The 24,860-nt window shown below is 66.2% G+C and carries 33 protein-coding genes and 1 pseudogene; 20 read left to right on the forward strand and 14 right to left on the reverse strand.

The genetic code is table 11. The features are described from left to right. Window positions 1–181: 181 nt before the first annotated feature. Together NO366_RS06605 and NO366_RS06610 are read right to left on the reverse strand one after the other, a co-directional pair. Window positions 182–631 (reverse strand): type II toxin-antitoxin system VapC family toxin, encoded by a 450-nt coding sequence (locus NO366_RS06605; RefSeq protein WP_256533532.1) that lies wholly within the window; start codon window positions 629–631, stop codon window positions 182–184. After that, window positions 628–1,002: a helix-turn-helix domain-containing protein gene (locus NO366_RS06610; RefSeq protein WP_256533533.1), complete on the reverse strand. Its 375-nt coding sequence runs from the start codon at window positions 1,000–1,002 to the stop codon at window positions 628–630. The genes NO366_RS06605 and NO366_RS06610 overlap by 4 nt, the downstream gene beginning before the upstream one ends. A gap of 732 nt (window positions 1,003–1,734) precedes the next feature. On the opposite strand from NO366_RS06610, the gene mntA reads away from it, so the two are divergent. The 4 genes from mntA to NO366_RS06630 all read left to right on the forward strand — a co-directional run bounded on the left by mntA (window position 1,735) and on the right by NO366_RS06630 (window position 3,809). Next, complete coding sequence (mntA, locus tag NO366_RS06615) at window positions 1,735–2,163, forward strand: type VII toxin-antitoxin system MntA family adenylyltransferase antitoxin (protein ID WP_256533534.1); 429 nt, start codon at window positions 1,735–1,737, stop codon at window positions 2,161–2,163. Beyond that, on the forward strand, window positions 2,160–2,624 hold the full coding sequence (hepT, locus tag NO366_RS06620) for a type VII toxin-antitoxin system HepT family RNase toxin (protein ID WP_256533535.1): 465 nt from the start codon (window positions 2,160–2,162) through the stop codon (window positions 2,622–2,624). Before mntA ends, hepT begins: the two co-directional genes overlap by 4 nt. Window positions 2,625–3,075: 451 nt before the next feature. Next, complete coding sequence (locus NO366_RS06625; RefSeq protein ID WP_256533536.1) at window positions 3,076–3,384, forward strand: AbrB/MazE/SpoVT family DNA-binding domain-containing protein; 309 nt, start codon at window positions 3,076–3,078, stop codon at window positions 3,382–3,384. Continuing rightward, window positions 3,381–3,809 (forward strand): PIN domain-containing protein, encoded by a 429-nt coding sequence (locus NO366_RS06630; RefSeq protein WP_256533537.1) that lies wholly within the window; start codon window positions 3,381–3,383, stop codon window positions 3,807–3,809. Before NO366_RS06625 ends, NO366_RS06630 begins: the two co-directional genes overlap by 4 nt. On the opposite strand, the gene NO366_RS06635 is transcribed toward NO366_RS06630, so the two are convergent. After that, a complete protein-coding gene (locus NO366_RS06635) occupies window positions 3,781–3,966 on the reverse strand; it encodes a hypothetical protein (protein ID WP_256533538.1) in 186 nt (61 codons plus the stop codon). The genes NO366_RS06630 and NO366_RS06635 overlap by 29 nt on opposite strands. Before the next feature lie 343 nt (window positions 3,967–4,309). Between NO366_RS06635 and NO366_RS06640 the strand changes: the two genes are divergently transcribed. The 6 genes and pseudogenes from NO366_RS06640 (at window position 4,310) to NO366_RS06665 (ending at window position 7,296) form a co-directional block, all read left to right on the forward strand. Beyond that, window positions 4,310–4,558: a hypothetical protein gene (locus NO366_RS06640; protein WP_256533539.1), complete on the forward strand. Its 249-nt coding sequence runs from the start codon at window positions 4,310–4,312 to the stop codon at window positions 4,556–4,558. Window positions 4,559–4,837: 279 nt separating this feature from the next. Further along, window positions 4,838–5,389, forward strand: coding sequence for a DUF7342 family protein (locus tag NO366_RS06645; RefSeq protein ID WP_256533540.1), 552 nt, complete (start codon window positions 4,838–4,840; stop codon window positions 5,387–5,389). 287 nt (window positions 5,390–5,676) lie between these two features. Continuing rightward, window positions 5,677–5,910, forward strand: coding sequence for a hypothetical protein (locus NO366_RS06650; RefSeq protein WP_256533541.1), 234 nt, complete (start codon window positions 5,677–5,679; stop codon window positions 5,908–5,910). Window positions 5,911–6,008: 98 nt separating this feature from the next. Continuing rightward, window positions 6,009–6,276, forward strand: a pseudogene (locus NO366_RS18635) (type II toxin-antitoxin system HicB family antitoxin). 34 nt (window positions 6,277–6,310) lie between these two features. Next, window positions 6,311–6,529: a type II toxin-antitoxin system HicA family toxin gene (locus tag NO366_RS06660; RefSeq protein ID WP_256533543.1), complete on the forward strand. Its 219-nt coding sequence runs from the start codon at window positions 6,311–6,313 to the stop codon at window positions 6,527–6,529. A gap of 488 nt (window positions 6,530–7,017) precedes the next feature. Next, entirely contained in the window at window positions 7,018–7,296 is a 279-nt protein-coding gene (locus tag NO366_RS06665; RefSeq protein ID WP_256533544.1) for a DUF433 domain-containing protein, read from the forward strand. Window positions 7,297–7,430: 134 nt separating this feature from the next. Here the strand turns inward: NO366_RS06665 and NO366_RS06670 are convergent, their stop codons facing one another. Both NO366_RS06670 and NO366_RS06675 read right to left on the reverse strand, forming a co-directional pair. Then, entirely contained in the window at window positions 7,431–7,817 is a 387-nt protein-coding gene (locus NO366_RS06670; protein ID WP_256533545.1) for a PIN domain-containing protein, read from the reverse strand. Then, a complete protein-coding gene (locus tag NO366_RS06675; RefSeq protein ID WP_256533546.1) occupies window positions 7,807–8,031 on the reverse strand; it encodes a ribbon-helix-helix domain-containing protein in 225 nt (74 codons plus the stop codon). The genes NO366_RS06670 and NO366_RS06675 overlap by 11 nt, the downstream gene beginning before the upstream one ends. Before the next feature lie 122 nt (window positions 8,032–8,153). On the opposite strand from NO366_RS06675, the gene NO366_RS06680 reads away from it, so the two are divergent. Beyond that, a complete protein-coding gene (locus NO366_RS06680; protein WP_256533547.1) occupies window positions 8,154–8,450 on the forward strand; it encodes a DUF5615 family PIN-like protein in 297 nt (98 codons plus the stop codon). A gap of 574 nt (window positions 8,451–9,024) precedes the next feature. Here the strand turns inward: NO366_RS06680 and NO366_RS06685 are convergent. The 4 genes from NO366_RS06685 to NO366_RS06700 form a co-directional block, all read right to left on the reverse strand. Continuing rightward, window positions 9,025–9,420: a type II toxin-antitoxin system VapC family toxin gene (locus NO366_RS06685; protein WP_256533548.1), complete on the reverse strand. Its 396-nt coding sequence runs from the start codon at window positions 9,418–9,420 to the stop codon at window positions 9,025–9,027. Next, window positions 9,417–9,572 (reverse strand): hypothetical protein, encoded by a 156-nt coding sequence (locus NO366_RS06690; protein ID WP_256533549.1) that lies wholly within the window; start codon window positions 9,570–9,572, stop codon window positions 9,417–9,419. Before NO366_RS06690 ends, NO366_RS06685 begins: the two co-directional genes overlap by 4 nt. A 747-nt stretch (window positions 9,573–10,319) precedes the next feature. Next, complete coding sequence (locus tag NO366_RS06695) at window positions 10,320–10,763, reverse strand: hypothetical protein (RefSeq protein ID WP_256533550.1); 444 nt, start codon at window positions 10,761–10,763, stop codon at window positions 10,320–10,322. Window position 10,764: 1 nt separating this feature from the next. Beyond that, window positions 10,765–11,289: a winged helix-turn-helix domain-containing protein gene (locus NO366_RS06700; RefSeq protein ID WP_256533551.1), complete on the reverse strand. Its 525-nt coding sequence runs from the start codon at window positions 11,287–11,289 to the stop codon at window positions 10,765–10,767. A gap of 608 nt (window positions 11,290–11,897) precedes the next feature. Between NO366_RS06700 and NO366_RS06705 the strand changes: the two genes are divergently transcribed. Then, complete coding sequence (locus NO366_RS06705) at window positions 11,898–12,842, forward strand: alkaline phosphatase family protein (RefSeq protein ID WP_256533552.1); 945 nt, start codon at window positions 11,898–11,900, stop codon at window positions 12,840–12,842. Between the two features lie 231 nt (window positions 12,843–13,073). On the opposite strand, the gene NO366_RS06710 is transcribed toward NO366_RS06705, so the two are convergent. After that, window positions 13,074–14,834: a hypothetical protein gene (locus NO366_RS06710; protein ID WP_256533553.1), complete on the reverse strand. Its 1,761-nt coding sequence runs from the start codon at window positions 14,832–14,834 to the stop codon at window positions 13,074–13,076. Between the two features lie 302 nt (window positions 14,835–15,136). On the opposite strand from NO366_RS06710, the gene NO366_RS06715 reads away from it, so the two are divergent. Beyond that, window positions 15,137–15,289 (forward strand): hypothetical protein, encoded by a 153-nt coding sequence (locus NO366_RS06715; protein ID WP_256533554.1) that lies wholly within the window; start codon window positions 15,137–15,139, stop codon window positions 15,287–15,289. A 146-nt stretch (window positions 15,290–15,435) separates the two neighbouring features. Here NO366_RS06715 and NO366_RS06720 read toward each other — a convergent pair whose 3' ends face one another. Continuing rightward, window positions 15,436–16,443 (reverse strand): alpha/beta fold hydrolase, encoded by a 1,008-nt coding sequence (locus tag NO366_RS06720; RefSeq protein ID WP_256533555.1) that lies wholly within the window; start codon window positions 16,441–16,443, stop codon window positions 15,436–15,438. A 195-nt stretch (window positions 16,444–16,638) separates the two neighbouring features. On the opposite strand from NO366_RS06720, the gene priL reads away from it, so the two are divergent. The 3 genes from priL (at window position 16,639) to NO366_RS06735 (ending at window position 18,428) form a co-directional block, all read left to right on the forward strand. Then, window positions 16,639–17,802 carry a DNA primase regulatory subunit PriL gene (priL, locus tag NO366_RS06725; protein ID WP_256533556.1) on the forward strand — a complete coding sequence of 388 codons (1,164 nt, stop codon included), beginning with the start codon at window positions 16,639–16,641 and terminating at the stop codon, window positions 17,800–17,802. Continuing rightward, the gene (locus NO366_RS06730) at window positions 17,799–17,942 is read left to right on the forward strand and encodes a hypothetical protein (RefSeq protein ID WP_256533557.1); all 144 of its coding nucleotides are present in this window, start codon (window positions 17,799–17,801) and stop codon (window positions 17,940–17,942) included. Before priL ends, NO366_RS06730 begins: the two co-directional genes overlap by 4 nt. Window positions 17,943–18,047: 105 nt before the next feature. After that, on the forward strand, window positions 18,048–18,428 hold the full coding sequence (locus tag NO366_RS06735; protein WP_382274428.1) for a toxin-antitoxin system TumE family protein: 381 nt from the start codon (window positions 18,048–18,050) through the stop codon (window positions 18,426–18,428). 31 nt (window positions 18,429–18,459) lie between these two features. Here the strand turns inward: NO366_RS06735 and NO366_RS06740 are convergent, their stop codons facing one another. Next, window positions 18,460–19,116, reverse strand: coding sequence for a helix-turn-helix domain-containing protein (locus tag NO366_RS06740; RefSeq protein WP_256533559.1), 657 nt, complete (start codon window positions 19,114–19,116; stop codon window positions 18,460–18,462). A gap of 82 nt (window positions 19,117–19,198) precedes the next feature. On the opposite strand from NO366_RS06740, the gene NO366_RS06745 reads away from it, so the two are divergent. The 3 genes from NO366_RS06745 to NO366_RS06755 all read left to right on the forward strand — a co-directional run bounded on the left by NO366_RS06745 (window position 19,199) and on the right by NO366_RS06755 (window position 21,162). Next, the gene (locus NO366_RS06745) at window positions 19,199–20,383 is read left to right on the forward strand and encodes an FAD-dependent oxidoreductase (RefSeq protein WP_256533560.1); all 1,185 of its coding nucleotides are present in this window, start codon (window positions 19,199–19,201) and stop codon (window positions 20,381–20,383) included. A gap of 137 nt (window positions 20,384–20,520) precedes the next feature. Beyond that, on the forward strand, window positions 20,521–20,799 hold the full coding sequence (locus NO366_RS06750; protein WP_256533561.1) for a DUF433 domain-containing protein: 279 nt from the start codon (window positions 20,521–20,523) through the stop codon (window positions 20,797–20,799). A 3-nt stretch (window positions 20,800–20,802) separates the two neighbouring features. Next, window positions 20,803–21,162 (forward strand): DUF5615 family PIN-like protein, encoded by a 360-nt coding sequence (locus tag NO366_RS06755; protein ID WP_256533562.1) that lies wholly within the window; start codon window positions 20,803–20,805, stop codon window positions 21,160–21,162. Between the two features lie 166 nt (window positions 21,163–21,328). Here the strand turns inward: NO366_RS06755 and NO366_RS06760 are convergent, their stop codons facing one another. Continuing rightward, window positions 21,329–22,009: a DUF4382 domain-containing protein gene (locus NO366_RS06760; protein WP_256533563.1), complete on the reverse strand. Its 681-nt coding sequence runs from the start codon at window positions 22,007–22,009 to the stop codon at window positions 21,329–21,331. Window positions 22,010–22,229: 220 nt separating this feature from the next. Beyond that, on the reverse strand, window positions 22,230–23,195 hold the full coding sequence (locus NO366_RS06765; RefSeq protein WP_256533564.1) for a stage II sporulation protein M: 966 nt from the start codon (window positions 23,193–23,195) through the stop codon (window positions 22,230–22,232). A gap of 184 nt (window positions 23,196–23,379) precedes the next feature. Between NO366_RS06765 and NO366_RS06770 the strand changes: the two genes are divergently transcribed. Continuing rightward, window positions 23,380–24,678, forward strand: coding sequence for an amidohydrolase (locus NO366_RS06770; RefSeq protein ID WP_256533565.1), 1,299 nt, complete (start codon window positions 23,380–23,382; stop codon window positions 24,676–24,678). Window positions 24,679–24,860 lie beyond the last annotated feature (182 nt).

The raw sequence follows: 24,860 nt of genomic DNA on the forward strand, positions 1-24,860 counted from the left end.
TGTGATCGCGTTGCACGGTCGCCCGTGTCTGCGTACGGACTCGAGGAACTGTACTCGCGGGCGGGTGTTCGCTCACCGATTTGACGGTCGCTGCCCGATAGTGCGGGCCGCCGCGTTCCTGTGCGTGAACCGAGCGACTCCGCTGTCAGTTCGGGTCGGGAACGATAGCGGTCGAATACCGTCACCCGTTCCCGGTATCGTCGGGGACGACGGTGAACCCGAGGGTGTGGAAGTCGTCCGGGTCGAAGGTAAATACGTGTTCGATCTCGAAGTGGCGGGCGATCGCACCGCCGAGGTGATCGAAGAACGCGATCTCCTGGTCGTCGTACCGAACGAACCACTCGTGGGCCGCGTCGAACGTCGTCTCGTCGACTGGGAGGACGTTGATCGTCTCGGAGGACCGGATCTCTTCCAGCGTCGAGACGGCGTCTCGGTGGCTCGTCTGATAGAGGATCACCGTCGCGAGCTCGGCGAGTACGTATCGACTCGTGAATACCGGAGCGTACTGGTCGCCGGCCCGTATGGCATCGAGGACTGCCGCTGCACGCGCGTGATTCACGTCGTCTTCGACGTACGCGGCGTAGAAGCCGCTCGTGTCGACGAACAGCGGGTCGGCTGCCCCCGCGGTCATGTGGAACTTTCCGCGGAGTCACCGTAGAGGATCTCGTCGATGTGTTCGGACGCGTCCGCTGGCTCTCCGGCTTCGAAGGTGCGCCGGTCGAATATCGGATCCGACGCGTTCACACCGTGTGTTCCGGGAGCGTGCGGACGGTCGTCGACACGCCACCACACGACGGCGCGACCGCCCACCTTCGCCTTCTCGACCTCGCCGTCGTCGGCCAGTTGTTGCAACCGTCGGTAGGCCTGGGACCGGTCGAGATCGAAGCGGTCGGCGATCGACTGCGCCGTCTGGAACGGGCGGTCGGCATGCGTGAAATGCGCGAGGAGGGACTCGTCCGTCACGGACGGCGTGTACTTTCCGTGTTCGTTGCGGTTACTCATGCCAGACCCTTCGTAGTGCACCGGAAAAAGTGTTACACTACGAAGTGAGCCGATGGGGCCGCAGCGCGAACCATCGTTGCGATCGCCGGACCAGCCTGCTAGGGGCTGAATTCGTGGTAGCGCCTCCGAACTGCCCGCCGTGTCGACCGACGCTCGAAACCGCGACGAGAATTCGGGATGTCCGTAGCGTTTCTGTCGGCGATGCACCGGTTCGTCGTGCGGAACGACCCTTCGGTACCGTCTACGGTCCCTCGCACAGCCACCCGCAACGTAGCGGTCGAACGCTGCATCACTCGTGGTTCCCGTTTCACTATCCGAGCGTCCCAGCTGAGACCGACGGACTGAGGGGGTTCCCCTCGGATCCCTGCGGCTGTGACCGTCCCGAGTACCGGGTCGAGCACCTCGTGAGGCAGGAGTGCTCGCGGCCGAAGACCCGACGAACTCTCTCCCCGCTGTGACCGCCCGGTGACGAGCAACACTCCGACGGGCCCGCACACGCACGTCGCGAGTCCCTGCGGCTGCCGACTCTCGCTCGCCGAGGTCCGGGGGATGCGGTAGCGACCGACAGATCCACGAACGAACTCGCCAACGCTCACGCTCGATCCCCGTCGAACCAGCCACTCCCGATCGCCGTCGTGCGAGCGCGTGTTCGCTACCGTCGATACACGGTGAGACGTCGCAGGGGACGCACGGTGAGATACACCTTTGTGGCGCCGCGCTAGAGTGACAGGTATGCACGAGTCCGGATTCGACGAGGAGACCATCGAGACGTTGTCGAGGGTCCTCGGCGAGCACGGCGTGTCGTTCGCGATGGTGTTCGGATCGGGCGCCCGGGGGACGATGGACGAGGGGAGCGATCTGGACGTCGCGATCGAGTTCGAAACGGTTCGACCGACCGACGAGGGGTACAGCGAGCGGTACCTGCGACTGCGGGGAGCGCTCGACGAGGCGCTCTCGACCCCGGTCGACGTGGTCGACGTCCACGCGATGGAACCGCGGTTCGCCCGCGTCGCGTTCGACGAGGGCTGCCTGGTTCGCGGCACCGAATCGCGGAAGACCGAGTTGGCGGAGCGCTACGCCGGCGAGGCGCTGTCGGTGACGGACGCCCGCGAGCGCGTCCGCGCGGCGGTGGAACGACTGCAGGACGTGACGGTCGGATGAGCGACGACGAGGGACTGTCGGCGGAGCGAGCGACGCGTATCGCCGATGCAATCGAAGCCATCGAGCAGAACGTGTCCGGCCTCGAGCGATACCGCGATCTCTCGCGATCGGAGTACCGGTCGGACGAGTCCACAGAGCGGCGCGAAGCCGTCGAACGGAAGTTCGAAAAGCTGATCGCTGCGACCGTCGACATCGCCGAGACGATCATCGCAGCCGACGGCGCGTCCGTACCCGGCCGTCGAAAGGACGCTATCACGGGGCTCGAACGGCGCGGCGTCATCGACGAAGCCCTCGCACGACGGTTGCGCGAGGCGGTCGGGTTCCGGGACGTCCTGGCGCACACGTACGGCCCGGTGATCAACGACGATATCGTCTACGACGCGTTACAGGAGAGCCTCGGTCGGTACGTTGCGTTCGCCGAGGCGATCGATGCGTATCTCGACGACGCGCTCGATGACTGAACCGGGGCTCCATCGCTCGATACCAGTAGTCCGGACCACTGATCCGCTCGCTCGAACAACAGCACTGCGTTCGCTCGATGACCCCTTCGGTGGCGACCCGACATCGAACGGGTTTCGACGGCGAGGACGAACTCGACCGACTCACATCTCTCCGGAACCGCCCGGCCGAAGTGACCCTTCGATGACGGTGCGGCGTGACTCCCTCGTCGGTTCCACAACGCTGAATCCCGCGTCGGTGTTGTTGCTTCGACCCCGTCTTTTAGTCGTCGGTCCTGCGGCTGCCGACTCACGCTCGCGGCGGTCCAGGGGATGCGGTAGCGACCGAGCGATCCCTCAGATAGAATCCGCACCACCCTCGATCGTCACACCCGATCGACCACCTCCCTGTCGAGCGCACAGCAGCCGCGAAATGGTTATGTATGTTCGAACCGCAGTATGAATACGAGAAAGTATGAGTAAATCTGAGTCTGAGAAAGTGGTCTCTGTATCATCCCGCGGGCAGGCCACGATCCCGAAAGAGTTCCGCGAAGAGTTGGAGATCGAGACGCCCGGGCGGGTGAAGTTCGTCAGGACGGACGAGGGCGAAATCGTCGTTCGTCCTATCCACTCGGTTACGGATCTGCGTGGGGTTCTGTCCGGAAAGACCGACGAGCGGGGTCGTTCGGCCGTGGAGCGCTTGCGGGAGGAACGCGCTTCTGACAGAGCGAGCGAGGAAGCGTTGCGCCAGCGGTACGCCGATGATGAGGAGTCCGACGCATGACGATCGGGTCAGAGATCCCCGAGACGATCGTGTTCGACACCGAACCGCTGATCGCCTATTTTTGCGACGAACCGGGAAGTGATACCGTCGAGCGGTACGTAGAGGCGGTCGAAGGTGCGGCGAACGGCTACATTTCGGCGATCAATCTCGCCGAGGTCCACTACGTCGTTCGTGCGATCGACGGTGAAGAGCGGGCGGACGCTGTCGTCGATGTGTTAGAAGAGAGCGGGATCCGCCGCGTCGACACCGACGCAACGTGGCCGGTAGCGGCTGATTTCACGTTTCGCTACGCGCCGGCGCTCGGCGACGCGTTCGCTCTCGGGACTGCGGCACACCTAGATGGGACGCTCCTGGTCGGTGCCGATGATGACTACGACGACGTCACCGACGTTCCGATCACGCGTTTTCGAACCGAACCGGCGTAGAGAGCACCTCGGCGAGGGCGAGGACGGCGTCCCGCCAGAAGCCCGCGAGCCGTGACTCCTCGGCGGCGGTTCGCTGGCTGTGAAGCAACCCCTCCGGGTGTGACGAGTACCCGGAGTGTGGCGTCCGATCCCGTAAGAGGATGCGACTGAAAGCCACGATCCGCGTATAGAGTCACCACGGATACACGCCACGCACAGCCGGCCTACCGCTCACAAACGGATGCTCACGAGTCTAGCACCCCACTACACCTCCGGACCGATCTTCTCCCGCGCGTCGCCTGCGCGGACGACGACGATGCGGAGTATCTCGTCCTCGATCCAGCGCCGCCATCGACGTACGCGGCCAAACCGGGCCACCGCCCGATCGACTATCCGCCGTGTCCCCACTGCGGCGAGCCGGTGATCACGGTCTGGATGTTCGGCCCGGACATGCACACCGCGGATCCCTGCCAGTGCGCGCTGACCCGTGAGGAAGTCGTGCGCCTCGGAGTTGATGAGCTGTGAGGAGAGACGAGCCCGATCCCGTCGACGCCCCCGACCCGGAGAACGCGCCCGACCCCGTCGACGCCCCGGACGCGCCCGACCCCGTCGACGCCCCGGACGCGCCCGACCCCGCGGACGCTCCCTTCCCGCTGTGTCCGCACTGCGACCGCCCGGTCACCCGCTACACCTCCACGGGCCCGCACACGCACGTCGCGAGTCCATGCGGCTGTCGACTCACGCTCGCCGAGGTCCAGGGGATGCGGTAGCGACCGACAGATCCACGAACGAACTCGCCATCGCTCACGCTCGATCCCCGTCGAACCAGCCACCCTCGATCGCCGTCGTGCGAGCGCGGTCACTGTCGGCCTCGCTCACGCTCGTCACTCCCAACCGGTCGCCGGCTCGGTGACCGACTCGGACGGGGGCGAGACCTGGCGGTCCTCGTCGGCGGAACGGGCATCCGTCACCGCTCCTTCGAGGATAGTCGTGGGGATGCGAACATATATGAGATACAATCTCGAATGGAGTCGATAGAGGTGTCAGGGATGTCCGAGTCCTCGCGGGACGGCGTCCGGTCGTGGAGTGAGACCGACAGTGCGCGCGAGCGGATCCGTTCGATCGCGGAAACGCTTCGGGAGCCCCGTTCGGTCAACTGGATCAGTGACCAGGCCGAGGCGGCGTGGGGGACGACGAAGGAGGAACTCGAGTCCCTGGTCGAGCAGGGGCGGATCCGTCGCGTTGCGGTCGGCGACGCGACGCGCTACGAGCCGGACTACACCACGTTACTCTTCGAGGAAATTCGCGCGCTCATCGGCGACAACTCGCGCGAAGCGCTTCGGGACGAGTTGGCTGCGATCACGGAGGAAGTAGAAACGTGGCGGGAGACCTACGGCGTCGAGACGTGGGAGGAACTCGAACGGTCGCTCGCGGACGACGACCTCTCGAGCGAGGACCTCCGCGAACGTCGCGACGTGATCGGGTTCTGGCGCGAGAACGAGGCGGATCGGCAACTCATCAAACACGCACTCTCCCTCTATTCGGACGTCGAATCCGCTCGTGAGACGATGGCGGACGCCGCCGACGGCGCCGCGAGCTAACCTGGCGCACACCGCATGATCTTCCTCGCACATCGAGACCGCTACACCCAACGGACGCTCCTCCGTGACGTCCACGATCGGCTGACGAACCAGCCCGGCTGTTCGGACGTTCGGTACCGACCGTCCCGTCGGCGCCCCGGCACGTGATCGCCTCGGTCGATCCGGAGCCGTTCCTCGGTCGATCCCACGGATGTGACCGCGCTCGGCTGGAAATTCGATTCTGGAATCTGACGGGTAACTCGCACGAATACTACCGTCTCAACTGGATCGAGCCCGCACGACGGCTCATGTTCGGATTCCATCGGGACGGCGATCACCCGGATCTCGGGCCGTGCCACGTACAACTCGATCACGAGGACGCGCCGATCGCTCGATACGAAGCCTCGGTTCTCGATGTGCATCCGCTCGCCGTTCTCGACGAGCGCCTCGGGCAGCTCCCGTCTGCCCTCTCGTCCATCCGGTGGGTCGACGGCACGCCGTCACTCCCGGGGTGGGACGGATCGGATTCCGCCCTCGGCTGAAGCCGTTGGCTTCCTCCGTGCACTTCTGTGCGTCTGTAACAGCGTCGGCCGGGACTGGCCGAATCCGTATCGGACCGGTCGCCGTATCGACGGGAACGATGGCGAGTTCCTCGAGTAACGGGCCCGTCCACGAGGCCGAAATCAGGCTGTGGCGCGAAGAGGGGGTGGATCGCCAGAGACGTCGAGACGGGCGTGACGACGCAGGGATCGTCCCGGGAGGCTGCGCTCGACACTCTCGACGATGCGGTCGCGCTCCGGCGGGGCGATCGCGGCCGGGAGCCGACGGACGCGGAACGTCGAGACCTCGGGATCGATCCGGGGGCGAACGAGACTGGCGAGCGGGAACCGCCCGACGTCCTCGAGTAGGATTGGACGCCGCACGGTTTCCGGCCGATAGGTCGTGACGGTCCTCGTCAATGTCGGCGGATTCGAGTGGCGACGGACGACGGGCGATCACGCGCAGTTGTACGACGAACACCCGACGAACGACGACGATCGACGGTGGGTGCCGGTGCCGTTGCACGACGAACGTCGGACGGGGACGCTCAGGGATAGTGCGGAACGTGCCGGTGCCAACGATTTCGATGCGTTCTGTGCGTGGATCGATCGGAACGCGTAGCGGTCGTCGCGATTCCGGTCGTGCGTTCCACTGTCGCTGATCCAGTTCTCCGATGCGAGGAGTCGATACGTGGCCCGTCGAGCCGTCCGGCGGTCGATCCACGGGCCCGCACACGCACGTCGCGAGTCCCTCCGGCTGTCGACTCACGCTCGCGGCGGTCCAGGGGATGCGGTAGCGACCGACAGATCCCACGAACGAACTCGCCACGCCGCCCACGCTCGATCGAGTTCGTTCTCGATCCGTCCGCCCTCGATCGCCGCCGTGCGAGCGGGGCACTCCCGCTGCGCGCTCGTCTCCTGTCAGCCCGCCGGTCGTTCGTTCGAAGTCGACTCGGATCGGGCGAATACCGAGCACAGTTTCCGTCTCCGACCGTTCCACATCGACGCGCTCGACTGGTCGACGCGGTCGGGTTCCCGGCTCTCGGTGTGCCAGCCGACGGTGGCGCCGACGAACGTGTATAGGCTATCGCGACCAACTGTCGACCGTACATGGCCAGTATCGTTCGCACGGAGGACGTTCTCGGTGGCGAGCCCCGCATCGACGGGACGCGTGTCGGGGTTCTCGACGTCTACGAACTCGTCATCGATGGCGGCTACGCCCCCGCCGACGTGGCCGATCAGCTCGGCCGGAGCCACGCTGAGATATACACGGCGCTCGCGTACTATCACGACCATCCCGAGGAGATGCGTCACCTCCGTCGGGATCGCGAGGAGACGACGTCGACGCTCGCCGACGAGGCGTTGCAGCCGCCGGAACCAGCACAGTGACGCGCTCGGTTTGCACCGACGAACACGTTCCGAGCACCGGATGCCGGGTTCGTACTGATCGAACGTGTACTCGGTCGAGAGCGGCTCGCCACCGGCTTTCCCGCCGATTGATGCCACTCGGCCGAGTCCCCGGGTCAGGCGAGTTCTCGCGGATCGATGTGATCGACTTCCACGATATCGGGGTAGAGGGTATCGGTCGAGACGATCGGTTCCTCGAGCACCATCGCCGCGCCGAGGTGGATCGCATCGAACTGGTTCAGTCGATCGTACGCGCGCTGTAACACCATTCCAGCATCGAGATGCTCGATTCGCAACGGAACGATCGTGATTTCGTTCGCATCGAGCCGGTCGTGGATCGTCGTCAGCCTGTCGAGTCCCCACTCGCCTTCCATAGCGTACTGGACTTCGATACAGGTTGCGACGGACGTCTTCGGGTCGGCGATCGCGTCTACGTCGACGGCAGAAGACAGCCAATCGTCGTCTTTTAGCACCGATAACACGACGTCGGTATCAACGTACACGTTTTCGCTCCAGTCGGTCCTCGACGTCCTGTTTCGCCCGGTGAGCCGTCTCCTCGTGGAGGCGTTTCAACCGGGATTCGCGAGCCACGAGGCGGGCTCCGTATCGGAGTGCGTCGGACCGCGAACCGAACTTTCCCTCCGCGACGAGTTTATCGAGTTCCTCGACCAGGCCGTCGGGGATCGAGACCGGGATCGATTTTCTGTCCGCGCTCATAGCTATACATATGTGTAGCTCTCTAATAACGGTTTGGCCCGGGGTGCGGGCGGACGCGCACGCGGGGAGGTGAACCCGTCTTCATCGGTGAGACCCGTATTCCGTAGACAGTTCGTCCTCGGGTGCTGACGCGTAGTCGGAAACACGTTCCGAGCGTTTTCGTCACGGCTCTCCGATCGAACGGGTACGTCGTCGTGACGGCCAATTCGGTGTTCGGAGAAGGGACCGACGATCGTCGGCTGCTCGAGTACTGTGGCGAGGCAGGTCACGTGTTCGTCACGCACGACAAGACGGACGTCGGCGGCGCGGTCGGCGATAGCGTCGACCACGCGGGGATCGTCATCTACACCGATCCGGTGTTTCCGCGCGCGGATCCGAACGGGGCGGTTCGGTCCATCGAACGGATCCTCGAACACTAGTCACCGACCGACCTCGCCGGCGAGCGTGTCTGGCTCGATCAGTGGCGCCGTACCGCGGACGAGAGCGTACGGGAACGGACGTCCGTTCTCGTCGACGGCCGACCCACTGTCCGATCCCGATACCCTCGACCCGCGCCGCCAACAGAATCGGTCCGAGAGAACCTGGTCGAGCAGTCGGCCTCCCCGTCGTGACCGAACTGTGTCGACACCATCGTCGCGTGTGGACCTGCAGTTCGGATCACCACGTCGCGAGTCCCTGCGGCTGTCGACGCACGCTCGCGGCGGTCCAGGCGATGCGGTAGCGACCCTACCGTCCACTGAACGAGACACTTCCCTCCACTCTCGATCCGATACCCGTCGAACCACCCTCGATCGCCGTCGTGCGAGCGCGGGTCCGCTACCGTCGGCTTCGATGCGAGTTGCGACGTTGCCCCACCCTCCACTCTCGATCGCCCGTCGAACGGAGACGATACGTGGCCGGTTGGGGACGCCGCATCGATCCGGACGCGTGCGTCTCGCTTGCAAACGGACTCGAACCAGAGACAACTCTCGCGAGCGATCGTGACTCGGTGCGCTAGTCCTGGGCGACGGCCGTCGGATCGAGGGCACCGCCATCCCGTAACTCGGCGTCGAAGGAAACGAGCTCGGCGTCGTGATTGTGCGCACAGGCCAGAACGAGGCAATCGATCGGGTAGCGGAGCGTATCCGTTTGCAGTCGATTCGCGGCCATCATGTCGGACGCGTCGGGAATGACGACACGAACGTCGGCCGTAATTTCGTGCTGGATTTCCTGCGCTCGCGACTGTTTGAGGCGCTGTTTCTTCGTCAGAACGGAGCGTAGTTCCATGAGATTCATCGTCGCCGCTGGGAACTCGTGATCCGCGTCGAGCAGCTGCGTGGCGACGGCGCCCGTTTCGGGCTCGTCGGTCACCGCCGCGATGAAGCAATTCGTATCGAGAAAGAGTCTCATCGCCGTTCTCGAAGGGACCGAACTTCTTCGACGGAGTCGACGTCCAGGTCGGCCGCCAGTCCGCGGAGGCGAGTTCCCAGCGGCTCGCGCTCGCTATTCGTCACATCGCTCGAACGCGCGAATTCGCTCGCTTCGTCGGCGAAGACTCCCATAGGGTACGAGAGGTGTGCCATCGATATACCAGTCGGTGCGATCCCATCGCCGCACCGATGTCCACACGGGTGAGTGACCGAGCGCCCGATGGCATCGAGAACGGCCGGGTGGCTACTCGACCGGCGGCTGTGCCCTCGACGTGCCTGAATCGTTGCGACGGGCCCGCACACCCACGTCGCGAGTCCCTCCGGCTGTCGACTCACCCTCGTTGAGGTCCAACGGATGCGGTAGCATCGCCAAGCGATCGCTCCGATAGCACTCGCCACCCCGCCACTTCGATCGAGTTCGCCTCGAACCGTCCACCCTCGATCGCCGTCGTGCGAGCACGTCGACAGCTCCTCCCGGGAACGGTGTCCGCGATCGACGCTCGCGGTCGTTTGACGAATCGGCGGCGTCCCACCGGATCGCACCGGTGTGTCGCCACTGACGAGCGCGTCGGCGAGTCGGCTGTCGCGTCGAGTATCCGAAACCGATAGCTTCGGGTGGCGCCACGACGCGGCCGCCGATCGCGTCAGTCCGCGCCCGGGTGATCGAATCGAACGCGACTCACTCGGTCGCGAGTTCGTCGTAGATCTCCGCGTGTTCGTCCAGGTCGTGCCGGCCGAGGAACCGGATGCGGTAGCGCCGCATCCTCGGGGGAGAGATCGTCGGGAATCTGTTGCTGGTCGCGCTCGGCTGCCATACTCACTCCTCGCTACGGGCGTCACGATCGTACTCGTTCGGTTCGTCGACCCTCGAGTCGTGCGTCACTTCTCGGAGAGTATCGCGGTCACTTCGTCGAGGATCTCCCAGGTGACGCGCGCCGGTTCGACGCTGTTGAACGCGAAGGGCTCGTACGCGTACGAGTCGCCATCGCTCGCTCGTTCCTGGTAGTGGCCGAGGCCGTCGACGTGCGTCTGCTCGTGGTGGTGCCAGCCGCAGTCGAACCCGGTGTCGTCTGCGTAGTGAAAGCGAAAGTGCGGCGGAGCGCCTGCCGGTCGAACGAACCACGCGACCGTGAGGGTTCCGGGTGGCGCGTCCGAGCCGACGAGCAGCGGGTCGATCGCCGCGCGGAGCTGGGTGTAGAGGGCGTCGTGGGGGTGGCCGTCGACGCTCGTGATCGCAGGGTGTCTACGGAGCTCTCGACGGATTCCCTGGAGGGCGGCGTGCGACGCGCGTCGCGGATCTCGCCCGTCGTCTGTCGGGGCCATCCTAGGCGTGAGCGCGGTCGGTCAGCTGGTCGAACTCCGCGTAGTGTTCGATCGCGTCGTCGACCACGGAGACGTGGTACTGCGTGAGTTCCCAGTCGCTGGCGGCTTCCTTGAGGGCGACCGTTTCGTCGGCCGAGTCGGTCGTCGCGGCGCGTTCGCGCAGCGCTGTCGGAGAAACGACGTCGTACTCGCGTTCGTACGCGCCGAGCTGGTCTTGCAATTCGGCTTTCCGATCGAGGAGCTCGTCGTGGTCGTGCGTTTCCAGCAACTCGCGAAGCGTCTGAAACCGGACGTAGAGCGGATCGGGTGCGTACGCCGTCGCACCGTCGGATTCGACGGTTCGCACGACGTTCATCTCGACGAGTCGGGTGAGGTGGTCGTTCGCGGTGGTGGGTGAGACGGCTGCATCGTCGGCGATGTACCCCGCGGTACGCGGCCGATCGAGTGCCTGAGCGATCGCGCGGACGCGATCGAACGCTGTCGCGTGTTTCGTCCACGTGTCGACGCCGGGATCGTCGTCGGTCATGGGCGGACCGACGGCGCCAAGTCCAATAAATCTGTCTGGAACACAAATTATTGGATCGATGGTGGCCACCTCCTGGTGACCACACGGCAGTCGGTCGTCGCCGTCTCGGGCACCTCTCGTGGGGCGGACTGAGTCGTGATGCCGGTCAGGTGACGACTCCCGCGGCCGGGTACGCCGTCCCGAGATCGATAGTCCGGTCGTCGTTCGAAGGGGAACACCGGCGCCGTGACGCCGTAGCGGAGCCGGCTCTCCTCGGGAAATGGGGACGGGTACGCCAACTGGACGATTCTACGGGCACGACTCCGTGGCCGTACCTGTCCACAATCGATCGACACACCTCGAACGAACCACCCTCGATCGCCGTCGTGCGAGTACGTACCCACCGCGCCCCGGGAACGGTGTCCGCGATCGACTCTCGGCGACCGTCCGGGCGATCAGCGAGCGCACGCTCGACGTGAGTCGTCGGGTCGGTTCCGTCGCGACATCCCAACCGAGACAGAGACTGCTGATTCTGCCGTCGATTGTGCCCCGTCGCGGGGACGAGCCACCCAAATCTACCTACGACAAATAGAAGAAAGATTTAGTGCTAGTAGTTATTTTATCTACGTATGGTATATGGAAAACTCGTCCGGACGGCGTACTACGCGTACGTGGGGGCCGCGATGTCCGTCTTTTCCAGGCGCCCGTTCGGGACGAACGTCTTCGACCGGGAGTGGGACGTCCTCGTGATCCTCGACACCTGCCGCGTCGACGCGCTGGCGTCCGTCGCGAGCGAGTACCCGTTTCTCGACGAGTCCGCCGTCGACTCGATCTGGTCCGTCGGCAGCGGGTCGAGCGAGTGGATCGCGAGTACGTTCCGCGAGGAGTATCGCGAGACGATACGCGACACCGCGTACATCTCGGCGAACGGGTTCGCCCAGCGCGTGCTCGTCGACGGCGAGCGTCCCGACGACGGCCGCGGCTGGTCGTGGTCGAACTGGCAGACGGTCGACGCCAACACGTTGCACTCGCTCGATCAACCGTGGCTGTACACCCCCGATCACCCGGAGTGGCACACCGAACCCCGACCGGTCACCGAGCGAGCCATCGACACCTGGCGAACCGACACACCGGATCGGATGATCCTCCACTACTCACAACCGCACCATCCGTACGCGGCGAACGCCCGGGCGGAGGGGAGAGACGAACTGTACCGTTTCGAGGCCGAACCCTTCAGGGCGCTCAGGGAGGGCCACGACCGCGAACCGATCTGGACCGCCTACCTGGACCAGCTTCGCGAGGTTCTGGACGACGTCGCACTCTTGCTCGAGAATCTGGACGCCGAGACCGTCGTCATCAGCGCGGACCACGGCGAGGCGTTCGGCGAGTGGGGCGTCCTGTACAAACACCCGCTCGGCGTCCTCCACCCGTCGATCAGACGAGTGCCGTGGGTGGAGACGGCCGGAACCGACACCGGGACGTACGAACCCACCCTGGAGCCGACGACCGACCGGGACGAAGCCGAGGAGAAGGCGATCGCCCAGCTCGAGAAACTCGGCTACGTGGATCCGTAGCGACCCGCCTGCGAATCTACGCTGCCACGACGGTGGGAAATCGTCCCTGCGCGTTACAGTCATGGGCGTCGGTCGCCTCAGTGATCGGCTCGACCGGTCACGGCAGCGCTCGATCGGTCGTCGTCTGGCGAACGGCGATCCGGACGAGGTGAGCTTCGTCGGTCGGTCCGGCACCCAGGTCGGCAGGGACGTCTCGAACTGTTCGCCCATTGCGCTCCGTCGACCCACGACTCACGCCGTTCCGTGGACGTACCACTCGACGTTCCCGTTGGTGTAGAACCGTGAGACGGTTGGACTCGAATCCATCCCGTCGAGGTCGGCTTCGGTGACGTGCAGTTCGTCGTACAGGCCCACCTCTCGTTCGTAGTCGCTCCGCGTGAGGACCGTGTAGTCACCGGTCGGATCGCCGACCGGGAGCGAGTTCCCGTCGTACAGGACCTGGCGTGTCGTAAACGGGATCGGCTCCTGCCACTCGACGTACGCGTCGTAGTACCGCTCGGGATCCGTTCTGAGGTAGTGTATGTACGATCCGTCCTGCACTCGATCGAGGGGGGAGGCGTACCCGGCCTGTTCCGCGTCGGAGACGTGGCTGGTCGGTTGATAGATGTACGGCGAGAGGTGAACGATCGGGATCGACAGGAGGAGAAAGACGATGAACGCGACCGAGAGGACGGTGGAGATGGCTCTGCGCCGTGTTGGGAACTGCTCGCACAGCTGGCCCATCCCTAACGGGGCGAGAATGGATATCACCATCATGATGAACCCGAGATGTCGGAAGTACTGTGACGAGAACGCGATGTAGAAGCCAAAGAGGAGGAACAGGGGGATCAGCGAGACGGTCAATCCTCTCTCGAGATCGCTCGAGCGAGCCGAAACACGCTCTAGTGCGTCAGGGAGCACACGGCCGGGGAGGAGTAATACGACCCCGTAGAGGCCGCCGATCGCGCAGAAGACCGCGGAGACGAGAAACAGTTTCACGAATAGCTCTTCGATGGACCCGCCAAGCTGGGCGAGCGAGCTCCCGGCGCCGGAGACGTCTCCCGTCGATCCGGAGAACTGGACGATCGACCGCACGAGCCCGGAGACCGAGCGTTTGAACGGGTCGAACCCGTACACCCACCGCCAGAAGATGAGGCCGGTGATCGCCGTGGCCGACACGACCCTCCCGGGCCGCATGGCGGGTCCCGTTCCCGACGCGGAGATGTGAAACACGAGTGGAATCGTGATTCCGATCAGTACGAAATTAAACGCCTGTTGGGGGTGGGCGAGAACGAGGACGACGAGTCCGACCACCGACCCGAGCACGAATCCGGCGCGATCGGATGTGACTGACCGGAATAGGAGGTACAGGACGATGGGCGTGAGGAAAATAGCGAGGAGGGTTGGATACGGTTGGTAGAACGTTCCAGCCCGCGAGACCTGGTTTACGGGGAGCAAGAGACAGGCCGTTACACACGCGATGACTGTCGCTGGGTTCGAGGCGCTTCGATCCCGCACTATCAGGGTTACGAATAGGATGTACGCAGCCGTACAGACCGGTAACAGAAGCAGCATGGCTGCTTCCAGGGGGAGTCCGGCGGGGAGTGCGACCACGGACGAGAGGAGTGACAGAAGCGGGTAGAGAATCTCTGTTACGGAGGTGGACCCCGTCACGATACTCCGTGCCATTCCGAGGTGCGAGAGCGCATCGCTCGTGCCGAGGTATCGGTATCCGCGGATGACCGGCAACGCACCCACAACCAACACGGTCCACCCGACGTTGGTCGCCGCGAGGCCGCTGTTCAGCGTGGATTTCGAACGGAACGCGATGGGGACCGAGAGGAGGACGGACCCGACGACGAACCCCCAGAACAGTGTCGGGGTGGCACGATACATCGAGAGTTCGTATCCGCGTGCGGGGTTCCTATAGGCGGAGACGATGGCGATGGCGGAGGCGGTAACACAAACGAGTAGCGCGACCCGTTCCGTCCGGGTGCCGTAACTCTCGCTCATCGCGAGACGTGTGCGCTCCGCCCTCGTCCAGTGATGGGGGAACCGCCTGTGGGTGTACCCTCGGCGAACGCTCGAGTTCGCCGACTAGCGAGTCCAGACCGCTGCCTATCCCCGACGGAATAGCTTTCGGCCGTGGCCGAAGCGGAGTCGATTGGACGAGTGTCTCCTCCAGGCGCTCGTCTCATACTCGCACATACTCCTGAAAATAAATGAGCCTATCGAATGTAATAGAACGAAAACAGCTCGTATCGATAGGGGCGGCTGGTAGTAGAGACGGACCGGGCAGTACGTTCCCGTCGAACGTGTGTACGTCCACTCACACCACACAGTACGACCTCGTCTCCGAAGGGCGCCGGTTCACCATCCACGGCGCCCTCCCGATCGAGGCGACACAGCCGCGCGATCGCAGTCGGGTGTACTCGACGGGTCGCGACGACCTGACACTCCTTCGGTGAGCGCCCGTCGGGACGCCACTCGACAGGCCGCCACCGGTGGGCGCCCGAGGGATCGGTTCCGGTGCGTCCCCGCGGGTAACATTGGATTCGGTGCGGCCCCGCGGGGACGTCCGGTGCGATCTTTGGGAGGAGCGGTCCGACCCCAGTCAGTGTGCGTCGAGGAACGAATCCAGCCGATCGGTCACGCGGTCTGCCCGCTCCAGTCCGACCAGGTGCGGCCCGCCCTCGATCAGTTCGATCTCGCTCTCCGGAATGGCCTCGGCGAGTGCGTGACCGTTCTCGACGGGGACGATGCGGTCGGCCGTGCCGTGGAGGACGAGCGTCGGAACCGAGACGTCGGCGAGGCGATCGCTCGGATCGAAGCGGTTCCAGGCGGCCCACTGGGCGTCGCGCGTGGCGGTGGCCGGCCCCTGCTCGTCCTGCCAGACGCGAAGCCGTTCGAGCAGTCGCGGGTTGCGTGCGACGAACGCGTCGGTGAGGAATGGGCGCAGGCGGGCGCGCTTGCGAGCCAGTTCGGATCCCCCGTCGGGATCGCGTTGCTGTCGGCGGACCGAGTCGGGCGTCTCCGGCACCTCAGTCCCGCCGTGGCGCGTCCCGACGAGCGTCAGCGATCGCACTCGGCCGTACGCTACGGCGTACTGCAGGGCGATGGCACCGCCGAGGCCCTGTCCGACGAGGTGGACGCGACCGCGCGACCGTCCCAGACCGAGGGCCGCGTCGTCGGCGAGGACGGCATCGAGGTCGGCGGCGAGATCGGAGACGGTGTACCCGCCCCAGCGACCGACGATCGGGCGTCGAAGCGGACCTGGAAGCGACGGGACGACCGGCCACAGACCCGCGTCCGAGCGGCCGCGGTCGTCGTGGACGGCGACGCCGCCGTCGGCGAGCACGCGCGGGCCGGTACCCCGGAGGAACGGCGCGACGACTCGCCGGCGGCCGCGAAACGCCTCGCGCTGCCAGCGCCAGGCCCACCGGCCGGTCTCGATCCCCGGCACGAAAACGACGGGGGCGTCGTCGCGGACCCGTGTCTCCGTGTCGGATCGCTCGTCAGCCTCGCCGGTGTCGCTCCCGGTCGCGTCCGGGTCGGAGTCGTCCTCTCCCATCGGATCGACCTCGTAGGCGAGTTCGACCCCGTCGCGCGTGACTCGCGGCATACCACCTCTATCGTGGGGCGTGCTCTTCAAGTCGGCGACACTCGGCCCGTGATCGGAGCGCCTCAGCGTTCTCGACGGCGACCGTCGCGACGGGCGCTCACTCGGCCTGTTCGATCGCGGCGGTGAGGCCGGGTATCAACCCTGTCCGTATCAACCATCGTGTTTATCCTCGTTCGCACACATTCACCGCTAGCGATGGACGCTCGCCACGCGCGGTACCCGTTCTTCGAGGCGGCGAGAGAGGCCGTTGCGGAGGCGGCGGTCGACCTGGCGAGCGTCGTGGAGTCGGAGCCGGCGGTCGTCGAGCGGGCGATGGAACGCGTCGAGTGGGCGCTAGAGGAGGGCGACGTGGGAGAGCCCGCGCCCGACGTGCGGACGGAACTGTTGTCGTACCCGGTCGCGCGGGTACTCGTCTCGCTGGTCGGCGAGCGGGTGCTGGTTCGGCGGTACGCGCGTGCGGAGGCGGCGGTGGCCCACGAACGGATCGTCGCGGACCTGGCCGACACGACGGAACTCAAGAGCGTCGACTCGGCCGGACTCGACCTGGACGACCTGCTCGCCGAGTTCGACCTCGTGGACGCGGTTCGCGAGGCGCCGCCCGAACTGGCGGCGGCCGTCGCCCCCGAAGAGGCGGCCGGTCCGACGGCGGGGTCGACCGGTCGTCCGAGGAACGAACCCACTTACCTGATCGAGGTGGGTGCGTACCTCCCGCTCGCGGCGGACTGCTGGGGCGACGAGTGGCGACTGGTCAACCGGGCGCTGGCCGACGGCGAGGTTACCGTGACGGAGACCGAACTCCTCACGCTCCTCCGGGAGGCCGTCGGGAGCCGCGTCGAGGAGGGGCTTCCCTTCCCCGACGTGCCGGATCCGATCGCCGAGGCGCTCGACGACGAAGCGGCCGCCCTCCGTGAACTCGTCGCCGAACTCGAACTCGTCCGCGAGATCGATACGGTCGTCCCGGAGCTCTTCCCGCCCTGTATGAAGGCGCTGCTGGACGACATCCAGAAGGGCGAGCACCTGCCCCACCACTCGCGATTCGCCATCACGGCCTTCCTCTCCTCGATCGGCATGACGACCGACGAGATCGTCGAACTCTACCGCGTCAACTCCGCGTTCGGCGAGGAGATGACCCGCTACCAGACCGACCACATCCGCGGGGAGACCTCGCCGACGGAGTACTCGCCACCTTCCTGTGCCACCATGCAATCGTACGGCGACTGCGTCAACATGGACGACCTCTGCGAGCGCATTCCGCACCCGATGGCCTACTACGAACAGCGCCTCGACGACGCCGAGGACGAGGACGAGGAGATCGAAGACTGGCGCGAGACGCTCGAGGAGGGCGAGGCAGCGGAGTGAGTACGCGAACCGGCGGAGTGAGTACGCGAGCCGTCGGTGCACTGGTAGAACGGCGTGCGATCGTCTCCGATCTGGCGGAGCGGGTGAGCGAGCGTCGCGACCGGGAGTCGGCCCCGTCGTTGGCAGGGTGTGCAAACTGAGTCGGCCCCGTCGTGCGCAGACGGTGCTGGCCCGTCGTGTTTCCTGGCCGACCGGGTGCGGATCGACCCCTATCGACAGGCCCGCCGGATCGAGCGACGCTTCAGTTGATCGAACGCCAGTTGTCCACCGATCCGCTCGTTTCCACAACGCAGTTCGACCCGGACGTGTACGAACCGAGGCTCCTCTCCGCCGCGCTCGAATCCGATCGCTATCCACCGAGTGTCACGGCCGCCCGGCTCGACAGTCGGTGGTTCGAGAGCGGAGACGTCTCGTCTCACTACGTCGAGACGCGCGCGGACGAACCGAACTGGCAGTGTCGCTGGGATCGGCACCCGAACGGATACGACGACCGTCTCCACTTCCATCGACCACCAGACGGGACCGACACTGTCGACCTCGACCGTCCGTCGCTGCATCCACTCGACGTGTACGCGACGGTACTCGCGGCGATCGAAACGCGAATCGAACCGACGTGGGACGCATAGCTGACCGTGGCCGTTCCGACGGTCCAGTTCGTCACCGAACCAGTTGCGAAAACACCCGTGCTTCGACCTTTCGGAGGTGTTCGCCGGCCGTCGAGGGCGAGATACCGACGACCTCGGCCACGTCTTCGAGCGTCGCCTCCCGGGTCGCGCGATAGTATCCCAGATCGACCGCCGTTTCGAGGACCTCCCGCTGGCGATCCGTCAATCGCCGTGCGAGCGATGCCTCGTCCGGATCGTACGACCCTGTCTCGCAGACCTCGAACGAGAGCGCCGACCCGCCTTCGACGGTTCGATACAGCGCCTGCACGTCCGCCTCGCTCCCCATGAACGTGATTCGTAGCGCGCCGTCGTCCTCGATGTGGATCGGCAACTCGAGACTGACGCTCGATTCGCGCCGGAGGTCGAGGAGCCGTCGAGTGGGCGGCGTGGGCTCGATCTGACTCACCGCGATCCAGGGGTCGGTGCCGGTGACGAGCGCGTCGATCACGTGCGGTGACCTCGCCGTGATCGCCTCGTACCGGTCACGATCGCCGCTGCCCTCGGCGAACAGGAGGGCCGTGCCGTCTGCGAGCAGCTCGACGGAGTGGATCGCCTCTCGCGTGATGGACGGTTCGGCGCTCAATCGCTCGCCGAGCGGGTGGAGCCCGCCGTTGTCGGCCGGATCGACCCGGACCGTGACGTATCGCATGGTCGTGCGATCGCACCCCTTACATAAAGGGCCGTCTCTATGGGGCAGTCAGTGCGTCCCATCGGGGACCCACCTACCGGGTATGAGCAGGAACGACACGCTCGACGTGGCGATCGTCGGCGGCGGCATCTGCGGGCTCACGACGGCGCTCGCCTTGGAACGACGGGGGATCGAGCCGCGGCTCTACGAGGCGGCCACCGAGTACCGGCCGGTCGGCGCCGGCATCCTCCTCCACACGAACGCGATGCTCGTCTTCGACCGTCTCGGGCTCGCCGATCGGATTCGGGACGCTGGCGTCGAACTTACCGGCGGGGAGATCCGTTCCCCGACCGGAACGCTACTGAAACGGCTCGATCTGGCGGGCGTCGAACGGGCCGCGTTCGGTCACGGCTACGTCGCGATTCACCGGGCGGCGCTTCAGCGGCTCCTCCTCGACGCGCTCGCGACCGAGGTGCGGACCGACACGACCTGTACGGCCGTCGAACGGACGGACCCACCGGTCGCCGTGTTCGCGGACGGGACGACGATCGAACCGGACGTGCTCGTCGGCGCGGACGGGATCGACTCGACGGTCCGCGAGGCGGTCGTGCCGGGGGTGGACCGGCGTCGACTGGAGAGCGTCGTGTACCGGGCGGTCGTCCCGGTCGAGCTGCCACCAGCCGACCGCAGTCGTGGGTTCCAGTGCTGGGGTGTCGGCACGTACACCGGCGGGGCGCGGATCGACGCCGATCGCGTCTACTGGTTCGGAACCGCCCCCGAGCCACTCACCCCCGAGTCCGCGAGTCCCGCGGCGAAACTGGCGGCGATTCGCGACCACTACCGCGGGTATCCCGAGCCGATTCCCGGTATCGTCGACGCCCTCGAACCCGGCGACGTCTTCCGGTCGGAGCTGGCCGACCTGCCCCGTCTCGAGCGGTGGCAGATGGATCGCGTCGTCCTCGCCGGCGACGCCGCCCACGCCCTCCTTCCGTTCGGCGGTCAGGGTGCCGCTCAGGGGATCGAGGACGCGATCGTCCTGGCGCACGCACTCGCGACGCACGACGACTCGACGGCGGCGCTCGCCGCCTACGAAGCCGAGCGAAAGGACCGCGCCGATCGCGTACACGACGAGGCGCGTCGCATGGGCTGGCTGGCGACGATTCGGTCGACCACCGGCGCCCGGCTCCGAAACCTTGGGGTCCGCCTCTTCCCCGAACGAGTGTTCGACCGCTTTCGACGACGGCGGGCGGCGGCGACGCCGCTCCCGGAGGATGGGAGTGGGGCGTGACCGTACAACGGTATCGTCCACACCGACCCGCGTCACCGATTCATCGACCACGTCCGGTCGAGTTCGGTCGTTCACCGCCGTCCGGTTCCGTCCGAGCGGTCCGGTAGTTTATACGGGATGGCGACTTACTCGTCGGTATGACAGCCATCGTCCGGACCGACGACGTCCTCGGCGGTGATCCACGCATCGAGGGAACGCGAATCGGGGTTCTCCACGTGTTCGACCTCGTGATCGCCGGCACCTCGACGCCGGAGGATGCTGCCGACCAACTTGGAATCGGTCTCGGCGACGTCTACGGCGCGTTGTCGTATTATTACGATCATGCGGACGAAATGGCGCGGATCCGCGCGCGCCACGAGTCACTCGAAGACGAACTCGCGGAGCGGACCGTTCAGCCGCCGACGGCCGTCGAGTGAGCGATGACGACGCCTCCGCTTCTTCTCGACGAGCACGTCCCGCGGGTGCTCGAACACACGTTCGACTCTAGCGGGTACGAAACGGTTCGCGCCGACGAGCGCTTCGAACCGGGGACGGACGACGAGCAGCTCTTCGCCTGGTGTCGAGCGAACGGTCACGTCCTGTGTTCGAACGACCGTGACTTCGTCTCGATGGCGGAGGGACACGACCACGCCGGTGTTTTGCTGTATACCGACCAGGCCTGGGTCCGAACGCACCCGCGAGACGTTCTCAATACGGTCGATTATGTCGTCGCGGAATTCGGGTCCGCAGGGCTCGATGGGCAGATCGTTTGGCTCGAAGCCTGGCGTGATGCGCGCTGAACGGGACGCGGACGGTGATCGACGACGGATCACCGTCTCCACTGCCGAGGGGATACCCAGTTACGCTCGCGATGTCCCGGACGCAGCGTAAAACGAATCGCTGTCCGACGATACAGTGGAGCTTCCCGGCGATACAGCGGAGCGGTCCGACGAGACGGTGCAGGCGTCACTCGTTCTCCGCGCCCGACCGCGTCGCGTCGACCTCCTCGATCTCGGCCTCGGTTCCACTCTCGCTGATGACCGGCGTCAGGATGTACCTCCCGCTCTGGCCGGCCTTTTTTGGCGCGATGTCGTAGACGAAGTCGAGTTCCTCGTCGGCGGCGACGGTGAACGGCGTCCTGATCTTGAGTCGCTCGCTGGGGATCTTCAGCGTGGTCTCGGTCCCGTCGGTGAGTACCGCGTGCGTGTCCGCGACGAACATGTCGACCGCGACGTACTCCCCTGTGGGGACGTCGAGTTCGTCGAGGACGGTGGCCTTCGGTCCCTTCAGCTGTGTGAGGTCGACCGTGGGATCGTCGAGGTCGTACTCGTCCCAGCCGCCGCGGCCGCTCTCGGGGGCGTCGGACTCGTTTCCATCGTCGGTCTCCGATTCGTTGCTGGCGTCGCTCCCGCCGTCCGTCTCGGACTCGTTGCCGCCCGATTCGTCGTCTTCGCCCGCGGGCTTGAACGCGACCGCGGAGACCGTCACGTCGAGCGTCTCGAAGTCGTCGATGCGATTCGGCTCGTCACTCACGTAGAATCGGACGGTGCCGCGCTCTCCGCCGCCGAATCCGTCGAGTGAGCTCGTACAGCCGGCTGTCAGGGCGATACCGCCCGCGGTCGCGGTTACGAAGGTTCGTCGGTTCATGCGGGCTGACCGTACCGACGAGGGACGTAAAACCCGGGAGACCGTTGGTGCCCGTTTCGAGCGTTTGGACCGTTTTGAACGGTTCTCCTGACGGTTCGACCGTTTCGAACGGCTCCCCCGGTGGTCCGACCGTTTCGAACGGTTAGATACACACCCCCGACGCGCGAGCGTACTGGGGGCCGCGAACCGAGAGCGGGTCGCGAACGTGACCTCGACGACGCTACGCGGTTTCCAGTCCCTCGAGGCGCTCGGCGAACACCGTTTCGAGCAGCGGGCTGGTGACGTACGTCTCGACGAACGCCGCGAGGACGAGCAGGAACCAGGCGAAGACGACGAGTGCGGCGGTCCGGCGGAGGTACGCCCGGGTGACGAACGCCTCGCGGCGACCGGTGATGCGTGCGACCAGCCGATGGACGATACGGAAGCCGACGCCGGCGGCGACGAACAGCGCCGTCAGTTCGAAGATACCGTGTGGAAGGAGCCCGACGAGGATGTAATCGACCCCGACGAGGCCGCCGGTGAACCAGACGACGTTGCCGACCAGCAGGCCGTTGAACCCGATGACGTACGCCGACAGGAGCCCCAGCGAGACGGCACCCGCGATGGAGACGAGAAACGGGATCGTGTTGTTCTGGACGAACCACCAGGCGGTGAGGTCACTCTCCTCGATTCCGGCGAAGGGGTCCTGTCCGGTGACTTCGGTGATGAGCTGCAGGAGGTTCACGCCCGTTGCGCCCAGAGCGAGCCCGCCGGCGACGCCGAGGAAGAAGAGCCCGGCTGCCCCGCCGGTGTACCGTCGGTGCTCGGCCCAGCCGTTGGCCAGCGCCTGGAGGGCACCGGGCGCTCGACGGGGGCCGAGGACGGCGACCCCGACGAACGCGCATCCGAGTACGGCCGCGCCGATCGCTTCACCGATCGGACCCTGAACGCCGGTGGCGAGCGCGACCAGCAGCGTGGCGACGCCGAGGAGACCACAAAGGATCGCCCAGCGTCGGACCGTCTCGGGATCGGCATCGTCCGTCGTGGTCGGCTCGGATTCGCCCGTCGTGGTTCGATCGGATTCGCCCGTCGTGGTTCGATCGGATTCGGCTGTCGCAGGGTTCGGTTCGTTCGCTGGTGGTTCCGACGTGGGATCGCGTGTCGCAGTACTCCCCGACGCCTCGTCCGATCCCGACCGATCGTTCATACGCGCCTCGAGGGTCCTGGCCGCGGTAAATCTTCCCATGTTGTCATCTGCGGTCGCGTCGGTGCCACGCGACGGCCCAGGCAGGACGCCCGGCCGCTCTCCCGCCCGACGGCGTCCGATGATCCGTTATCGCCGTCGGTCCAGGACCGACACGCTAAGGCGCCCGTGGGCGAAACGACGGGGTATGTCTACGCTCGCACTCACCGGCGGCCGGGTCCTCCGACCGGACCTGACCGTCGACCGCGCGGACGTCCTCGTCGACCAGGAGACGGGCGAGATCGGAGCGATCGGTCCCGACCTCGGCGACGACGCCGACACCGTACTCGACGCGACGGACGCGCTCGTCACGCCTGGCTTCGTCAACGGCCACTGCCACGTCGCGATGACGCTCCTTCGGGGCTACGCGGACGACAAACCCCTCGATGCCTGGTTGTCCGAGGACATCTGGCCGGCCGAGGCGGAACTCACGCCCGAGGCGATCGAGGCGGGTGCGGAACTCGGCCTGCTGGAGATGGTCCGCGCGGGGATCACCGGCTTCGCGGACATGTACTTCGAGATGGATCGCGTCGCTGACGCCGTCGACCGCGCCGGCGTTCGCGCCAGACTCGGCCACGGCGTCATCTCCGTCGGGAAGGACCACGAGGACGCGCGCGAAGACGCCGAGACGGGGCTCGAATTCGCCCGCGCGTTCGACGGCGCCGCCGACGGCCGCGTCCGGACGGCCTTCATGCCCCACTCGCTGACGACGGTGAGCGAGGCAATCTACGAGGAGTTCGTCCCGAAAGCGCGCGATGCGGGCGTTCCGATCCACCTCCACGCCAACGAGACCAACGACGAGGTGACACCCATCGTCGAGGAACACGGCGTCCGCCCGCTCGAATACGCCCGCGAGCTGGGCCTGCTCGAACCCGGGGACTTCCTCGCCCACGGCGTCCACGTCGACGAGACGGAGATCTCCCTCCTGGCGGAGACGGGCGCCGGCGTGATCCACTGCCCCGCCTCGAACATGAAGCTCGCGAGCGGGATGGCGCCCGTTCAGGCCCTGCTCGACGCCGGCGTGACGGTCGGACTGGGCACCGACGGCGCCGCGTCGAACAACGACCTCTCTCTGTTAGACGAGGCGCGCGACGCGGCGATGATCGGCAAGCTCGCGGCCGACGACGCAGCCGCCGTCGCCGCCGCGGACGTCGTCGAGATGGCGACCGCCGGCAGCGCCGAAGCGATCGGCCTCCCGGCCGGTCGGCTGGAGACCGGTGCACCCGCCGACCTCGCCGTGATCGACCTCTCCGGGCCCCACCTGACGCCACACCACGACCTCGTGAGCCACCTGGCGTACGCCGCCGCGGCGAGCGACGTCAGACACACCGTCTGCGACGGACGGGTCCTCATGCGCGATCGCGATGTGCGGACGCTCGACGCCGATCGCGTCCGCGAGCGCGCGGCAGCCGAGGCAGCCGCGCTCGTCGAGCGCGCCGAGTCCTGACCATCGTACGGCGGACGCCGAACTGGGGTTCTCGGGCGACGTGAACGCCGCTCGTCTCGCCCACTGGTGATCGATCGCCGCCCGTTTCACCTGCTGGCCGCACCGAGTGTCGCTCGTCTCGCCTACTGGCGAATCGATCGCCGTCCGGGTCGGCTGCTGATGGATCGTCCGCATTCAGAGCC

The organism is Halovivax cerinus (assembly GCF_024498195.1).
GTDB classification, from domain to species: domain Archaea; phylum Halobacteriota; class Halobacteria; order Halobacteriales; family Natrialbaceae; genus Halovivax; species Halovivax cerinus.

Excerpts from the sequence above, each read along its gene's own strand:
- NO366_RS06700 (WP_256533551.1), bottom strand. The coding sequence starts at position 11,289 with ATGACCGACGACGATCCCGGCGTCGACACGTGGACGAAACACGCGACA.
- priL (WP_256533556.1), top strand. The coding sequence starts at position 16,639 with ATGGACGCTCGCCACGCGCGGTACCCGTTCTTCGAGGCGGCGAGAGAG.
- NO366_RS06750 (WP_256533561.1), top strand. The coding sequence starts at position 20,521 with ATGACAGCCATCGTCCGGACCGACGACGTCCTCGGCGGTGATCCACGC.
- NO366_RS06675 (WP_256533546.1), bottom strand. The coding sequence starts at position 8,031 with ATGAGCGCGGACAGAAAATCGATCCCGGTCTCGATCCCCGACGGCCTG.
- NO366_RS06770 (WP_256533565.1), top strand. The coding sequence starts at position 23,380 with ATGTCTACGCTCGCACTCACCGGCGGCCGGGTCCTCCGACCGGACCTG.
- NO366_RS06695 (WP_256533550.1), bottom strand. The coding sequence starts at position 10,763 with ATGGCCCCGACAGACGACGGGCGAGATCCGCGACGCGCGTCGCACGCC.
- NO366_RS06755 (WP_256533562.1), top strand. The coding sequence starts at position 20,803 with ATGACGACGCCTCCGCTTCTTCTCGACGAGCACGTCCCGCGGGTGCTC.
- NO366_RS06625 (WP_256533536.1), top strand. The coding sequence starts at position 3,076 with ATGAGTAAATCTGAGTCTGAGAAAGTGGTCTCTGTATCATCCCGCGGG.
- NO366_RS06610 (WP_256533533.1), bottom strand. The coding sequence starts at position 1,002 with ATGAGTAACCGCAACGAACACGGAAAGTACACGCCGTCCGTGACGGAC.
- NO366_RS06645 (WP_256533540.1), top strand. The coding sequence starts at position 4,838 with ATGTCCGAGTCCTCGCGGGACGGCGTCCGGTCGTGGAGTGAGACCGAC.
- NO366_RS06690 (WP_256533549.1), bottom strand. The coding sequence starts at position 9,572 with ATGGGAGTCTTCGCCGACGAAGCGAGCGAATTCGCGCGTTCGAGCGAT.
- NO366_RS06685 (WP_256533548.1), bottom strand. The coding sequence starts at position 9,420 with ATGAGACTCTTTCTCGATACGAATTGCTTCATCGCGGCGGTGACCGAC.
- NO366_RS06650 (WP_256533541.1), top strand. The coding sequence starts at position 5,677 with ATGTTCGGATTCCATCGGGACGGCGATCACCCGGATCTCGGGCCGTGC.
- hepT (WP_256533535.1), top strand. The coding sequence starts at position 2,160 with ATGAGCGACGACGAGGGACTGTCGGCGGAGCGAGCGACGCGTATCGCC.
- NO366_RS06745 (WP_256533560.1), top strand. The coding sequence starts at position 19,199 with ATGAGCAGGAACGACACGCTCGACGTGGCGATCGTCGGCGGCGGCATC.
- NO366_RS06630 (WP_256533537.1), top strand. The coding sequence starts at position 3,381 with ATGACGATCGGGTCAGAGATCCCCGAGACGATCGTGTTCGACACCGAA.
- mntA (WP_256533534.1), top strand. The coding sequence starts at position 1,735 with ATGCACGAGTCCGGATTCGACGAGGAGACCATCGAGACGTTGTCGAGG.
- NO366_RS06705 (WP_256533552.1), top strand. The coding sequence starts at position 11,898 with ATGGTATATGGAAAACTCGTCCGGACGGCGTACTACGCGTACGTGGGG.
- NO366_RS06740 (WP_256533559.1), bottom strand. The coding sequence starts at position 19,116 with ATGCGATACGTCACGGTCCGGGTCGATCCGGCCGACAACGGCGGGCTC.
- NO366_RS06605 (WP_256533532.1), bottom strand. The coding sequence starts at position 631 with ATGACCGCGGGGGCAGCCGACCCGCTGTTCGTCGACACGAGCGGCTTC.
- NO366_RS06710 (WP_256533553.1), bottom strand. The coding sequence starts at position 14,834 with ATGAGCGAGAGTTACGGCACCCGGACGGAACGGGTCGCGCTACTCGTT.
- NO366_RS06765 (WP_256533564.1), bottom strand. The coding sequence starts at position 23,195 with ATGAACGATCGGTCGGGATCGGACGAGGCGTCGGGGAGTACTGCGACA.
- NO366_RS06720 (WP_256533555.1), bottom strand. The coding sequence starts at position 16,443 with ATGCCGCGAGTCACGCGCGACGGGGTCGAACTCGCCTACGAGGTCGAT.
- NO366_RS06665 (WP_256533544.1), top strand. The coding sequence starts at position 7,018 with ATGGCCAGTATCGTTCGCACGGAGGACGTTCTCGGTGGCGAGCCCCGC.
- NO366_RS06760 (WP_256533563.1), bottom strand. The coding sequence starts at position 22,009 with ATGAACCGACGAACCTTCGTAACCGCGACCGCGGGCGGTATCGCCCTG.